Consider the following 14,401-nt stretch of genomic DNA (forward strand, 5'->3'; position numbering starts at 1 on the left):
ATTTTAACAACTGCTATTTCTTGATAGCGGTTTTTTTATTACAGCTATGTTTTAAAAGTAAATTAAGTATTGCAATTGAAAATAAAGTGATCGAAGATTATATTTTAAATAGTAGGTTAGTAATTTAATTTTTAATAAGTATTAAATCTAAAATTTATGGGATTTTATTTTAAATGAAAATTTACTTTATCAGTGCAGGTTATAAATTAATTTATAAATATGATTATTTTTAAATAAAAAATTATTTAAATTTGTATCAAATAAACCACAACAGATTAGTTAATTTTAACCTTCTAAAGATAAATTTTTTACTCTGGTATTAAAACAATAAAAATGAATTATAAAGGTGGTATTATGGCGAATAAACGAGTCAACACTCTGCGTGCTTCATTAATAGGCTGTGTAATATTGACAGTAACACCAGCGTGTGCACAGCTCGCGCAAATAAACACAACCACAAATATCCAAGTTCCTTTAACCAATTTGGTTTCTGAGCAGAAAAATGTAACTGCTGAAGAGATACAAAAAAGTCGTCAGCAGCTGCAAGGCTTCTTATCACCAGGTACTAATTTAGTATATACCGACAGATTAGCTAAGCTCTATGCTGAAAATAATATGCAACCATTGTGGGGTGATGAAACAGCGGTATTAGAATTTAAGCAGCAGTTAGCAGAATTAGAGTTGGCCGGTTTTCAGCCTCAGTTTGGTAAATGGCTATCCCTATTAGTAAAAAATAAACAACACAATCAGATGGAACGAGATATTATTTTGTCAGATGCTATGTTGGGTTATTTATATTTTATATGTAATGTAAAATTTAATGGTAAAGATTGGTTATATCAAAAAACGCCTTATCAACTTCGTGAGCCAACGGTTGGTGCCGTTTCTCAGTGGCAAACTGCGGTTAATTCTAAACAATTAGCCAGTTGGCTGAAAACATTAGCGCCACAACACGCCTCGTACTTACCGATGAGAACGAAGATGTTGGCTTATTTATCAGATCAACAAATATGGCCTAAAATAAATACGGCTAGTCTCTTAAAGCCAGGCCAAGCAAGCAATGATCTTGTTTCCTTAAGTGAGATTTTGACTCGCAATGGATTGTTACCGCAGGATCCACTTACCGATAAAAATAGTCGTCGCTATGATGGATTATTAGTTGATGCGGTTAAACAATTTCAGCGAATGTATGGACTAGAACCGGATGGTATTATTGGTAACGCAACATTAAAATGGTTAAATACTTCACCTACCGATCGGGCTGGTTTATTGGCGATTAATATCCAACGCTTAAGAATTATTCCCAATGAAAGCGGTTCTGGTATGTTAGTTAATATTCCGGCTTATACATTACATTTTTACTCAAATAATCAATTAATTATAGATTCTAAAGTGATTGTTGGGCGTCCTGATCGTAAAACCCCGATAATGAGCAGTGAACTTAATAGTGTTGTGATTAATCCACCCTGGAATGTTCCTGTTAGCATGGTTCGTAAAGATATCTTGCCTCAAGCCAGAAGAGATCGGGGTTATTTTGCTCGCCGAGGCTTTACGGTTTTATCCGGTTGGGAGCGTGATGCCTATCCTATTGATCCTTACTCAATTAACTGGAATGCCATCTCGTCTTCATCCTTCCCCTATCGTGTACGCCAGGCACCAGGGCCATCCAATGCCCTTGGCCGTTATAAATTTAACATGCCAAGCTCTGATGCAATTTACTTACATGATACCCCTAACCATAGTTTGTTTAATCGGCAAAATCGTTCAATTAACTCCGGTTGTGTGCGAGTAAATAAGGCATCAGTGTTAGCATCAATTTTACTGGCGCGAGCTAGTTGGGATAAACAGCGTATTGATGGTGCGCTTCAGCTAGGTGACACACGTTATATTAATATTCCAGGCAGGATACCCATTTATCTTTATTACCAAACCGCCTGGGTTGATAACAAAAATGTTGCCAATTTTCGGGATGATATTTATGGCTATGACAATGTTATTTATGGGGCGATGAATTATTTAAATGAAATAAGAGCCGCGCTTAACTAATGGATAAAAATGATATAAAAGGGGGTAAAAGCCTCTTTTATATTAAATTTCAATCATGTGTTATTTTCTAATTTATTTAGTATAGATGCATAAATATCGTTTTTAGCGATAAATTATGCTTTTTGCAAAATAACTGACTAAACTCAGGCGTTAACAAAATTTTGACTGATAATGGGGTTATTTTGTGCGTGATAAGTATAAATATTGAGCGATTTGATATAGTTATTGCAAAAATAGATTATAATAATGTTATATTTAATTATAATTAACATGTATTAAATGTGATATTATATAAATTCACATTTATATTTTTTACATAATTATACAAAAGTAGTGGAATAAATTCGGTATAATTATTGTACATGTTGGTTATTTTTTATTTTTATTTGAGTTAAGTGGCTATGGACAATATTGATCAAAATCGACGAAAATGGTTAGGTTATGGCGCGATAACATTGGGTTTTAGCTTATTACCTAGGCATTCCTTTGCGGCATTAACAACCTCGCGACCCAAAATTCTTCGCTTTGAAAATCTTCATACCGGTGAGTTTCTTAAGACTGAGTTTTTTGATGGTCGTCGTTATAATAACTCTGAATTGACCCGCTTGAATCACTTATTCCGTGATCATCGTAATAATAAAATTAAAATTATTGATCCGAAATTATTTGATCAGATTTATTTGTTGCAAGTACTAATGGGAACCAATAAACCTGTTCAACTAGTTTCTGGCTATCGCTCAGTCGAAACCAATAATGCACTTCGACGTAAAAGTAGTGGGGTTGCTAAAAACAGCTATCATACCCATGGCCGAGCAATGGATTTTCATATCCAAGGGGTCGAACTTAACCATATTCGCAAAGCAGCATTAAAAATGCGGGCAGGCGGAGTAGGCTATTATCCTAATAGTAATTTTGTCCATATTGATACAGGACCGGTCAGAAAATGGTAAGCTATTAGATTATTAAATAAATTTTTATTTAAATAATGGACTTACTACCATATGAAATTTGATATTATTCCTGTAACCGATTTTAAGCAGAATTGTACGCTAATTTGGGATGAAAAGAGCTTGGATGCCGTTATTGTTGATCCGGGTGGTGAAGTAGCAAAATTAATTGCAGAAATTACAAAGCGTTCATTAAATTTACAGTATATCTTATTAACCCATGGTCATTTTGATCATGTTGGTGGCTGTGCTGAGTTAGCAGCGCATTTCTCGGTGCCAATTTATGGTCCGCAAAAAGAAGATGAGTTTTTGATCAACGGATTGGCAATTCAAAGCCAAATGTTTGGTGTTGCGCAATGTCCGGACTTTACGCCAGATCGCTACTTGCAAGAGGGTGATGAAATTACTTTTGCTGACATTAAACTGGCTGTTCTACATTGCCCAGGCCATACGCCTGGACATATTATCTTTGTTAATCATGTAGATAAGCTAATTTCTATGGGAGATGTACTTTTCCAGGGTGGTGTTGGCCGCACTGATTTCCCTAAAGGGGATCATGCAACATTAATCCACTCAATTAAAACAAAAATTTTGCCCCTTGGTGATGACTATCAATTTATTCCCGGTCATGGGCCAATGTCTAATTTGGCGGCTGAACGGCAATTTAATCCCTTCTTACAAGGCTAGTTTTATTCAGTTACCACAATTTCGCCGTTAGGCTTTTAATAATAAAAACCGATTAGGGTATTGGCCTAATCGGTAACTGTCTGAATTAACAGTTTGTTTCTTTATAATACGTCAATGATAGCTTTGCGTAAAGGAACCATATTCTCTAACGTTAAGCCAGCGACGTTAATACGACCTGAACTAATTGCATAGATAGCATGTTTTTCACGTGGCTGAGTTACTTGTTCTTCATTAAGACCACTAAAAGAGAACATACCGTTTTGTTTACTAATAAAACTAAAATCTTGCTTAACGCCTTTTTCTTGTAATGTATTCACAAATAGCTGTCGCATACGTTGGATGCGCTGCCGCATGGTTGTCAGCTCTTCGATCCACTCTTTCTTTAGTAATTCATCGGATAAAATCGTGATAACAATGGCTGCACCGTGGGCTGGGGGATTAGAATAGTTTGCTCGGATAATCGATTTTATTTGACTAAAGGCTCGCTCTGCTTGATCACTATTATTGGCAACAATTGTACAGGCACCAACTCGTTCATTATATAAGCCAAAATTTTTCGAGTAGGAACTGGCAATAATGATTTCAGGGTTTTTGTTGGTAAAAATACGTAAACCTTGCGCATCTTCGTCCAGGCCTTTAGCAAAACCTTGGTAGGCAAAATCAAAAACCGGCAATAAGTTTTTTTCAGCTGCCAGAGTAGACAAAATTTCCCATTGTTCTGGTATTGGGTCGATACCGGTCGGGTTATGACAGCAACCATGTAGCACAATAATACATCACCTGGTTTTGCATCTTCTAAGCTACTTTGTCAACGATCACCGAAAACTGATCCACTTTTTAGCTAAATCCGATCAATCAAAATTGATCCACTTTTACTCAGTCATTGCTCCTGAGCGCCGCTTATCTTTCAATCGATAGCTTTCACCGCTTAATTGCAGTACATGCGAATGATGAAGTAAACGATCAAGCATAGCGGCAGTTAATGTTGCGTCATCAGCAAAAGCATTTGGCCATTGCCCAAATGATAAGTTACTCGTCAATATGACACTGCCATGCTCATAACGCTTGGCAATCACATTGAAAAACAGGTTTGCTTCTTCTCGCCCAAACGGCAGGTATCCAATCTCATCGATAATCAACAATTTCGGGGCCATCACCGAACGTGATAGATATTGTTTGAGCTTATTTTGTCGTTTGGCAGTTGAGAGTTGCAACATCAGTTCAGCTGCCGTGGTAAAGCGGGTTTTCTTCTTGGCCTGTACTGCTTTTAATCCTAACCCAATAGCTAAATGCGTTTTGCCTACACCGCTTGGGCCAAGCAACACGACATTTTCATTACGTTCAATAAACGTTAATGCGCTTAATTCCTGTATGTGTTGTTTGGGGATCCCCGTTGCAAACTTAAAATCGAACGTATTAAGTTCTTTATGTGCTGGGAATCCTGCCATCCGACTCAAAAGATTACGGGTTCGTTCATCTCGTTGTTGTTGCTCACATTTTAATAGGGACAGTAAAAACTCTCCGTAGCTTTTGTCTTGGGCAATGCATTGTTCGGCAAGTGATGACCAATGAGTCGGAATAGAATTTAATTTCAATGACTCACACAGGTGTTCAATTTGTTCATGCAATAACATGTTCACCTCCCAGCAATGCTTCGTATACGCTGATTGAGTGTTGCAAACTGACAGATTCAAGGGGCGGTACGATACGGATATTAAGCGTATCAGTCTGCGGGATAGATTGGCAAACCCTTGCTGGTAAGGGTAGAAGATACTTAACTTCCTTAGCTAGTCTATCTGCTGGCTTCTCTAACGTTGTTCCATGAATCCGCTGATGGGCAACGCGTTGTAACCAGGGCCCCACTCTTGCATTAGCTATCTCAATATCCAGTTCAAGATTATGAGCACGAAGGTCGGTATTTAATGGTACGATAAAGCTGTTTTTTAAATAGTGGTTAAAGCGCTCTACTTTCCCTTTAGTTTTTGCCCTGTAGGGCTTGCAAGCACACAATTTAAACCCGTAATCTTTCGACATTTGAAGCATTTCGACATGTAATTTATGTTCACCTTCTGCATAAGCATCCCGTTCGATGATGAGGGATTTTGCGTTATCACACAATATTTCCTGTGGTACACAACCAAAATAGTCGAAAGCTTCTCGTAAACCTTGTTGCCAGGATTCTGCTCGTTCATTATCAAAGAACTTTACATAACTCGCACGCGAATAGCCTAGCGTTGCACCAAACGCTTTTAGTGATTTTTTACCTCGCCGGATGCTGGTGAAGTCGATTTGCATTTGTTGACCTGGCTGTGTTTCAAAACGGACGACAGCTTCGGGAACAATGCTTGGTTTAAATTGACAAACAAATCGGCGTAATTGAGCAATACCGCCTTGATAGCCGCTTTCAACTACTTCATCAAATAAGACTGTTGCAGGGATCCAATCAGGTTTAGCCAGTTCAATTCGCTGAAGCAAATAAGGTTTAAAGGGTGCTAATTTAGTCGGTTGTTGACTTCTTTTAGCATAAGTTGGCATTGTCTGTTGTTGTAAATGATGTTTTACGGTGTTACGGGATATGCCGAATTCACGGGCAATTTTTCGAAGGCTTTGTCCTTGTGCAAAGCGAACATGAATATCCACAAATATCTCCTTGGTTAACATAAATTATCCGTACAAAAATGTGCGAATAATACCAAGTGAATCAGTTTTAGATGATCGTTAGTGGATCAGTTTTGCATGATCGGTGACACTACTTAACATGCCAGCAAAATCCAGATTATGCTTTTCAGCATCATAGTAATTGTAATGACAACATGTCAGGCCAGCCGCTTTAAATACATTCTGGTGATTTGGCCAGGTTGGTTGGCTGATCCAGACGCGTTGGGCAGAGGTTTGTTTAGCAATAAATTCAGCAGCAATACGCAATGCACCGATGCCGCCTGGCGCCTGTGAAGTGCGAGCTCGATTTTCGGCAATTATTGGATGGTTGTTGCCAAACAGTAAGGTTTGAGTAACGGCGGCAAATTCGGCTATCCCGCTGATAGCAAGATAATTTTTAGTCACTTCGTTGTCTAACAGATATTTTTCTGCTTTTTTGACGGAAGAAAGAATGCGGGTTTTCCCTGACTCATCCTTGTAAACACCAATACCTAAATTGATTTTTTGTTTACGCGGATCAGCATTAAAACTCTCTGCTAAACCTAAAATAGGATCCGCAGGAGCAGCAATAATATTTTCCAACATATTTATAATTCCAATGACTCAATTGTGATTTGGTAATCGAGGGATCTCAGGTTAACGCGATGAAAATGATTTGCCAACACTTTGAGGTAAAAATAAGGCAAACTTGTGATATTAGATTCGGTTGATATTGTTTTGCCGGTAACAATATTTTACCAATTAACATAAATTGATAAAAAAACAGCGCTAAAGCGCTGTTTTTAGAATTTACGTTTTCACTTTTACTGTTTAAATCACCGCTAAGCGATAATTAGAACTGGTAAACTAAACCTAAACCAACCAGGTTGTCTCTGCCAATACCATATTTATCAGCAAAGCCATTGTTACCATTGATTAGGTTAATTTTGTAATCAACAACTGCGGTCAGGTTTTTGTTGAAATAGTAGAAAGCACCTATAGAAACATATTTCACTAAATCTTGCTTCTGCGAGTAGGGACGATCAGTTAAATCTTTACCTTTAGACTGTACATAAGCAATAGATGGTTTCAGACCGATTTCGTCAAACAGATACTGACCAACCAATTCAAAGTTTTCAGTTTTGTTAGCGACGCGCGTCATGTCGTTACGGTTTACTGTTCTACCAAAACGAGTCATATTAAAGGTTTCGCCGTACATCGCTGCCAGATACAAGTTGTTGGCATCATATTTGATACTAGCGTTCCAGCCTTCCGCACTATTACCGCCAGCTTCACTAATGGTTTTCTGAGCGTCAGTCAGACCACGATTAGATTTGGCATAACCGGCACCCAATGTAACGCCCCAACCGATATCGTAGTTAGCCGCTAAACCGAAACCGTCACCATTATTCTTCAGGAATTTATCGATACCTGATTTATTGCTGTCAGTATTTTTGCCTTGATACTGTAGGGCGAAGTTCAAGCCATCGACCAGACCAAAGAAATCAGTACTACGGTAAGTTAACAGGTTACGGTTACGGCCAGTCAAGTAGCTGTCAGTCTGAGACATAGAGTCTGCACCATAAAGAGGCAGAACGTTAGTCCAAGCGTTGACATCATACAGAACGCCATAGTTGCGACCATAGTCGAATGAACCAAAGTCAGCAATTTTTAAACCGGCATAAGCTAGACGGTTTGTGTTTTCGTTCTCAGCTTCACTTCTGTTGGTTTTAGTTTCCCATTCGAAACGACCAAAACCAGTTAGCTGATCAGAGATTTGAGTATCACCTTTTATACCAAGAGGAACACGCGAATCATCGCCACCACTGCTTTTGCCAAAGAAGTGACGAACGTCAACTTTACCGTATAGATCCAGCTTGTTGCCGTCTTTGTTATAGATTTCAGCTGCGTTTGCTGTACCAGCTAACAACGCCGGGATAACTATTGCAAGAATATTGCGCTTCATCATTATTATTACCCTCATTGGTGTTATTCGGACACCAGCCCTGCCACTGCCAAAAATAAATTCCCAACCATTGGGAACTATCTTTAAGAGTTTAGTGTCGTCTCGTTTCTGCGTCCAGTGTTCCATTGGTAAATATTTTTATCTACCCTGAAAATGATACAAAAATACAATATATGTAATGAAAGGAAATAATGTGTTTCAAAATGTAAATAAAAGGGAACTTTTGCTATTTATCATAATTAAAAATAAAAAGGCCAGCGGTATACTGGCCAGTTATCATTATAATATTTATTCGTTTTTTAAGATTAAATATTTAAAAGCTTGCGTTACGTGGAGTACGAGGAAATGGAATGGTTTCACGAATATTTTGTACGCCAGTGACATAAGCGACCAGGCGTTCAAATCCGAGTCCAAATCCGGCGTGGGGTACGGTACCATAACGGCGCAGATCGCGATACCAGCTGTAATCTTGTTGGTTAAGTCCCATTTCTTCCATCCGGGCATCCAATTTATTCAATCGCTCTTCACGCTGAGAGCCACCAATAATTTCGCCAATACCTGGCGCTAATACATCCATGGCAGCAACAGTTTTATTGTCATCATTCAGACGCATATAAAAAGCTTTGATATCTTTTGGGTGATTTTTGACCACTACGGGGGCTTTGAAATGTTGCTCAGCTAAATAACGTTCATGCTCAGAAGAGAGATCAATACCCCAAGCCACAGGATTTTCGAAGGATTGACCCGACTGTTCTAACACTTTAATAGCATCGCTATAGTCAACTTGAGCAAAATCCGAAGCAACAAATTTTTCCAACCGGTTGATGACGTCTTTATCGATCCGTTCGGCAAAGAAGGTTAAGTCATCATAGCGTTCTTGCAAAACCGCTTTGAAGACATATTTTAACATTTTCTCGGCCAGGCTGGCGATATCGTCCAAGTTGGCAAAAGCGACTTCAGGCTCAACCATCCAAAATTCAGCCAAATGGCGGCTGGTGTTAGAGTTTTCTGCGCGAAACGTTGGGCCAAAGGTATAAATTTTGCTTAATGCACAGGCATAAGCTTCGCCATTTAGCTGACCGGATACGGTTAGAAATGCTTCCCGACCAAAAAAGTCTTTATCAAAATTAATATCCCCTTTTTCAGTACGCGGAATATTCTGTAAATCTAATGTTGAGACGCGGAACATTTCACCGGCACCTTCGGTATCGGAGGCGGTGATAATGGGGGTTGAGACCCAAAGATAGCCTTCTTCATGAAAGAAACGATGAATAGCTTGGGCTAGCGTATTGCGAACACGGGCAACGGCGCCGATAAGATTGGTGCGTGGACGCAGATGTGCCACTTCACGTAAATATTCGACACTATGACGCTTAGCAGCCATTGGATAACTATCAGGATTTTCCACCATACCGACCACAACAACCTGAGTGGCAGATAATTCAAAATTTTGGCCTTGACCTTCTGATGACTTCACGATCCCGGTTACTTCAACCGAGCAACCGGTGGTCAGATGTAAAACTTCGGTTTCATAATTATCTAGTTCATTATTTACAATAGCCTGTAATGGATTAAAGCAGGAACCGTCATAGACGGCGAGGAACGAGAAACCGGCTTTTGAATCTCTCCTTGTACGTACCCAGCCACGAACGGTTACTTCTTCGCCTACCGCTACACGGCCTTGTAGTACTTCGACTACAGGCGCTATGTTCATAAAATACTCTCTTTTGATATTTAGTTGTTTAAAGTTGGTCCCGATTGGGGAAGGCTTTATGTTACTTGTCCTCGCGTAAGAAACAAGTAAAAATAGCAAGATTAAAATGGGAATAACCAGATAAAAAGGCCTTTGTAATAAGAATTTAATTTATCCTGCTGCAACAATCGATAAAATAACTTGCCATAATAATCAGTTAGGTTTGTTATCAATCCGCTTCGTTGTACTTGGGATATCAAAAGCTTTCTTTAAGCGAACAATAAATTCATCGTCATCACAGATGGTTTTTCCTTGGCTATCAGACAATTTAGCGACGGGTTTACCATTACATTCAACCAATTTAATCACAATATTAAGCGGTTTAACCTGACGGATATTGCAGGTTAAACGGGTTCCAATACCAAAAATAAGATTGATACGTTTATAAAAATGTTTATAAAGGATCAATGCTTTTTGTAAATCAAGGTTATCTGAAAAAACCAGCGTTTTACTCATCGGATCGATAGCCAGCTTTTTATAATGACTAATTGCTTTTTCACCCCATTCTAATGGATCACCCGAGTCATGCCGTAATCCTTGATAACGATTGGCAAAGGGGATATCGAAGTCGCGCAGGAAAGCATCCATCGTAATACAGTCTGTTAGTGCAATGCCTAATTGATTGGGATACTCATCCAGCCAACTTTGCAGCGCCACGCGCTGGCTATTAGCGAGTTCAGCACTAATTTGCTGGTGAGCTTGAAACCATTCATGGGCTTGGGTGCCAACAGGTTTAAGCTGGAGTTGTTGGGCCAGCTTATAATTACTTGTACCGGTAAAATAAGGGAAATGGTTTTTGAGCTCATTGACAATAGCGTATTGCACCGCATGAGAGAAACGTCGGCGAGTACCAAAATCCATTAATTTGAAATTAGCTAAATCAATGTTTTGTGTTTTTGCGTCTTGATAAAAATGCTTAATCAATTTATGTAACTGTTCAATGGCATCTTCGGTTGTTACATTGGGCGAGCGATCGCGGTGGACCAGTTCGCTGATTAAGGCTAATAGAGGTACTTCCCAAAGAATAACCTCACGCCATGGACCACTAATTCTTAGCGCTAACTGATTTTCTTGCGTGGTATAAACATTAACCTGCGTCGGATTGAAGCGAAAATTCTTTAACCAATCGAGATAATCAGCTTTAAAAAAAGGCAGTCCACGCAGATAGCGGTATTCAGTTGGCGTTAATGCAATATTTGCCATTAAATCTATTTGTTGGCGTACAGCCTGAGCATAGTTACCAAGTCGTTCATCACTATGGCAACGAAATTCTGCCACAACCGATACTTGGTTATAGTGATGAAAGACGGCTTGTTGCATATGCAGTTTATAAGCATCAGTATCTAGCAGTGATGTAATGATAGGTGGTGCATCTAAATTCATAATGCGTTAGCTATCCTCGCGGAAGCATTACTCTCGACTTAAAGATAAAATATGCCAGAGTATACCTGTTGATGCTAGTAAGAGTGAAGGCCGTTGCATATATATTTCTGGCGTAGTTATAAAAAATTCTAATCATCTATTTGATATTATCAAATTATTTTTATATCGCAGAGTTTTTTGCAGCAATAAATAACATGTTAATAAAAGACCAAACGGATTGAATATTAATCATAGGTATGATTTATGATCAAAAGAAAGAGGTTTTAAGATATCATTATTGCCAAATAATTGACCATATTGAAACATAATAATAATTGATACAGGTAAAAATTTACTATGACGCAACAGCGACAAGAGAAATATCGTCAGGATTACCAGGTACCTGATTACACCATTACCGATATTGAATTGGATTTTGTGCTTGATCCTGTAACCACCATTGTCACTGCCATTAGCCGAGTAAAACGATTAAATTCACAGGCTAATGTGTTGATACTCGATGGCGAAAACCTGATTTTGCACACTATTCATATTGATGATAAACCGTGGACAGCTTATCGTGAAGAGGCAGGAAAACTGATTATTGAATCAGTGCCTGATACTTTTGTTCTTAAGGTAGTTAATGAAATAAATCCGCTAAAAAATACTGCATTAGAAGGGCTTTATGTGTCAGCTGATGTTCTTTGCACTCAGTGTGAGGCAGAAGGTTTCCGTCATATTACCTATTATTTAGATAGACCAGATGTGTTAGCACGTTTTACAACTTGTATTATCGCCGATAAATCCCGCTATCCGTATTTGCTCTCCGATGGTAATCAGATTGACAAAGGAGAAACAAACGATGGCCGTCATTGGGTAAAATGGCAAGACCCTTTCCCTAAGCCAAGTTATCTTTTCGCCCTGGTAGCAGGTGATTTTGATGTTCTTTATGATAATTATGTTAGCCAAAGTGGCCGTAATGTTACGTTAGCACTTTTTGTCGATAAGGGTAACCTTGATCGGGCTGACTGGGCAATGGTCTCTTTGAAAAATGCCATGCGTTGGGATGAAACACGTTTTGGCTACGAATATGATTTAGATATCTATATGATAGTGGCCGTTGATTTCTTTAATATGGGAGCGATGGAAAATAAAGGACTCAATATTTTCAATGCCAAATATGTGTTGGCCAAAACAGAAACGACAACGGATAAGGATTATCTGAATATTGAAGCGGTGATTGGTCATGAATATTTTCATAATTGGACGGGTAATCGTATTACTTGCCGAGATTGGTTTCAATTAAGTCTGAAGGAAGGGTTAACCGTTTTTCGCGATCAAGAATTTAGTTCTGATTTGGGTTCTCGTTCGGTAAATCGGATTGAAAATGTCAGGCTGATGCGCGCGCATCAATTTGCAGAAGATGCCAGTCCGATGGCGCATCCTATTCGTCCGGAAAAAGTAATAGAAATGAACAACTTCTACACTTTAACCGTTTATGAAAAAGGGGCGGAAGTTATTCGGATGTTGCACACGCTGTTAGGCGAAGAACAGTTTCAGGCAGGTATGAAACTCTATACCGCCCGCCATGATGGTAGTGCCGCAACCTGTGATGATTTCGTGCAAGCGATGCAAGACGCCTCTAATATTGATTTGACTCTCTTTCGTCGTTGGTATAGCCAATCGGGTACACCTTTAGTGACGGTAAGAGATGAATATTTAGCGGAAAAACAGCAATATTTATTGCATATTAGTCAAATCACAGCACCAACGGCAGATCAAGCAGAAAAATTACCATTACATATACCGCTAGATATTGAGCTGTATGATACGCAAGGTAATGTAATTCCATTACAGCATAGTGGTCGTGCTGTGCATTCCGTGCTTAATGTGGTTAAGGTTGAGCAAACTTTTGTTTTTGATCAGGTTAATTCGCCGCCAATACCTTCATTACTGCGTGAATTTTCCGCGCCGGTGAAATTGGATTATTCATACACTGATGAGCAATTAGCATTATTGATGCAATATGCCAGTAATGATTTTGCTCGTTGGAATGCTGCGCAATCACTACTATCGATTTATATTAAAGAGAATGTCGTACGCCAACAGCAGCGGGAAGATTTAATATTGCCGCAGCATATTATTGACGCATTCAAATCTGTTTTACTTGATGAAGCCTGTGATCCGGCTTTAAAAGCGCAGCTATTTACTTTACCTTCAGAAAATGAAGTCGCTGAGTGGTTTGCTATCATCGATCCGATAGCTATCCATAATGTTATTAACTTTATTATCCAAAAATTTGCCAATGAAATGGCGGCTGAATTTGTTGCCGTTTATCATGCCAATAAAATGACCGAGTATCGAATCGATCATGGGGATATTGCCAAACGTTCTTTGCGAAATAGATGCTTATTTTATCTGGCTTTTGGCCATGATAAGCAACAAGCGGATAAGTATGTCACCGAGCAATATTATCAGGCTAATAATATGACTGACACGATGGCGGCTTTGAGTGCTGCGGTAGCGGCCCAATTACCGAGTTGTCAACAGCTGATGGCAGAGTTTGAACAGCGTTGGCGTCATGATGGTTTGATAATGGATAAATGGTTTATGCTACAAGCCACCAGTCCAGCTAAAAATGTTTTGTCAACAGTATGTACTTTATTTACTCATCCGACATTTAGTATGGAGAATCCTAATCGAGTACGTGCCCTGATTGGAACTTTTGTTGCGCATAATCCGACAGCGTTTCATGCTAAGGGTGGTACTGGCTATCAGTTTTTAGTGGAAATGTTAATTATTTTAAATAGCAGCAACCCGCAGGTTGCTTCTCGTTTGATCGAGCCGTTGATTCGTCTAAGACGCTATGATGAAACACGTCAAAATCTGATGTATCAGGCGTTAACACAGTTAAAACAGTTAGATAATCTTTCCGCTGATCTATTTGAAAAAATTACTAAGGCGTTGAAAAACCAATAGTATTTTATTTTTCACTAGGTTACC

The 14,401-nt window shown here is 38.9% G+C and carries 9 protein-coding genes and 2 pseudogenes; 4 read left to right on the plus strand and 7 right to left on the minus strand.

The window, feature by feature from the left end:
* Positions 1-354: 354 nt before the first annotated feature.
* The 3 genes from ldtD to V3224_RS22175 all read left to right on the plus strand — a co-directional run bounded on the left by ldtD (position 355) and on the right by V3224_RS22175 (position 3,680).
* A complete protein-coding gene (ldtD, locus tag V3224_RS22165) occupies positions 355-2,046 on the plus strand; it encodes a L,D-transpeptidase (RefSeq protein ID WP_334472694.1) in 1,692 nt (563 codons plus the stop codon).
* Between the two features lie 401 nt (positions 2,047-2,447).
* Positions 2,448-2,996: a YcbK family protein gene (locus V3224_RS22170; protein ID WP_334472695.1), complete on the plus strand. Its 549-nt coding sequence runs from the start codon at positions 2,448-2,450 to the stop codon at positions 2,994-2,996.
* 51 nt (positions 2,997-3,047) lie between these two features.
* On the plus strand, positions 3,048-3,680 hold the full coding sequence (locus V3224_RS22175; protein ID WP_334472696.1) for an MBL fold metallo-hydrolase: 633 nt from the start codon (positions 3,048-3,050) through the stop codon (positions 3,678-3,680).
* A gap of 101 nt (positions 3,681-3,781) precedes the next feature.
* Here the strand turns inward: V3224_RS22175 and V3224_RS22180 are convergent.
* The 7 genes and pseudogenes from V3224_RS22180 to pncB all read right to left on the minus strand — a co-directional run.
* A pseudogene (locus V3224_RS22180) lies at positions 3,782-4,485 on the minus strand (aminotransferase class I/II-fold pyridoxal phosphate-dependent enzyme); the annotation flags it as partial.
* A 67-nt stretch (positions 4,486-4,552) separates the two neighbouring features.
* Positions 4,553-5,314: an IS21-like element helper ATPase IstB gene (istB, locus tag V3224_RS22185; protein ID WP_334467780.1), complete on the minus strand. Its 762-nt coding sequence runs from the start codon at positions 5,312-5,314 to the stop codon at positions 4,553-4,555.
* A complete protein-coding gene (istA, locus tag V3224_RS22190) occupies positions 5,301-6,341 on the minus strand; it encodes an IS21 family transposase (RefSeq protein ID WP_334472698.1) in 1,041 nt (346 codons plus the stop codon). Before istA ends, istB begins: the two co-directional genes overlap by 14 nt.
* Positions 6,342-6,425: 84 nt before the next feature.
* Positions 6,426-6,923, minus strand: a pseudogene (locus tag V3224_RS22195) (aminotransferase class I/II-fold pyridoxal phosphate-dependent enzyme); the annotation flags it as partial.
* A gap of 247 nt (positions 6,924-7,170) precedes the next feature.
* Entirely contained in the window at positions 7,171-8,286 is a 1,116-nt protein-coding gene (locus V3224_RS22200; RefSeq protein WP_334472699.1) for a porin, read from the minus strand.
* A 310-nt stretch (positions 8,287-8,596) separates the two neighbouring features.
* On the minus strand, positions 8,597-9,997 hold the full coding sequence (gene asnS / locus V3224_RS22205) for an asparagine--tRNA ligase (protein WP_334472701.1): 1,401 nt from the start codon (positions 9,995-9,997) through the stop codon (positions 8,597-8,599).
* 192 nt (positions 9,998-10,189) lie between these two features.
* Positions 10,190-11,419: a nicotinate phosphoribosyltransferase gene (pncB, locus tag V3224_RS22210; protein ID WP_334472703.1), complete on the minus strand. Its 1,230-nt coding sequence runs from the start codon at positions 11,417-11,419 to the stop codon at positions 10,190-10,192.
* Between the two features lie 336 nt (positions 11,420-11,755).
* Here pncB and pepN point away from each other — a divergent pair, with 336 nt between their 5' ends.
* The gene (gene pepN / locus V3224_RS22215; protein WP_334472705.1) at positions 11,756-14,377 is read left to right on the plus strand and encodes an aminopeptidase N; all 2,622 of its coding nucleotides are present in this window, start codon (positions 11,756-11,758) and stop codon (positions 14,375-14,377) included.
* Positions 14,378-14,401 lie beyond the last annotated feature (24 nt).

This window comes from Arsenophonus sp. PmNCSU2021_1 (genome assembly GCF_036919435.1).
Taxonomy (GTDB): Bacteria; Pseudomonadota; Gammaproteobacteria; order Enterobacterales; family Enterobacteriaceae; genus Arsenophonus; species Arsenophonus nilaparvatae.

Coding starts and splice junctions, on each gene's coding strand:
- asnS (WP_334472701.1), bottom strand. CDS start 9,997: ATGAACATAGCGCCTGTAGTCGAAGTACTACAAGGCCGTGTAGCGGTA.
- istB (WP_334467780.1), bottom strand. CDS start 5,314: ATGTTATTGCATGAACAAATTGAACACCTGTGTGAGTCATTGAAATTA.
- V3224_RS22175 (WP_334472696.1), top strand. CDS start 3,048: ATGAAATTTGATATTATTCCTGTAACCGATTTTAAGCAGAATTGTACG.
- istA (WP_334472698.1), bottom strand. CDS start 6,341: ATGTTAACCAAGGAGATATTTGTGGATATTCATGTTCGCTTTGCACAA.
- ldtD (WP_334472694.1), top strand. CDS start 355: ATGGCGAATAAACGAGTCAACACTCTGCGTGCTTCATTAATAGGCTGT.
- V3224_RS22200 (WP_334472699.1), bottom strand. CDS start 8,286: ATGATGAAGCGCAATATTCTTGCAATAGTTATCCCGGCGTTGTTAGCT.
- pepN (WP_334472705.1), top strand. CDS start 11,756: ATGACGCAACAGCGACAAGAGAAATATCGTCAGGATTACCAGGTACCT.
- pncB (WP_334472703.1), bottom strand. CDS start 11,419: ATGAATTTAGATGCACCACCTATCATTACATCACTGCTAGATACTGAT.
- V3224_RS22170 (WP_334472695.1), top strand. CDS start 2,448: ATGGACAATATTGATCAAAATCGACGAAAATGGTTAGGTTATGGCGCG.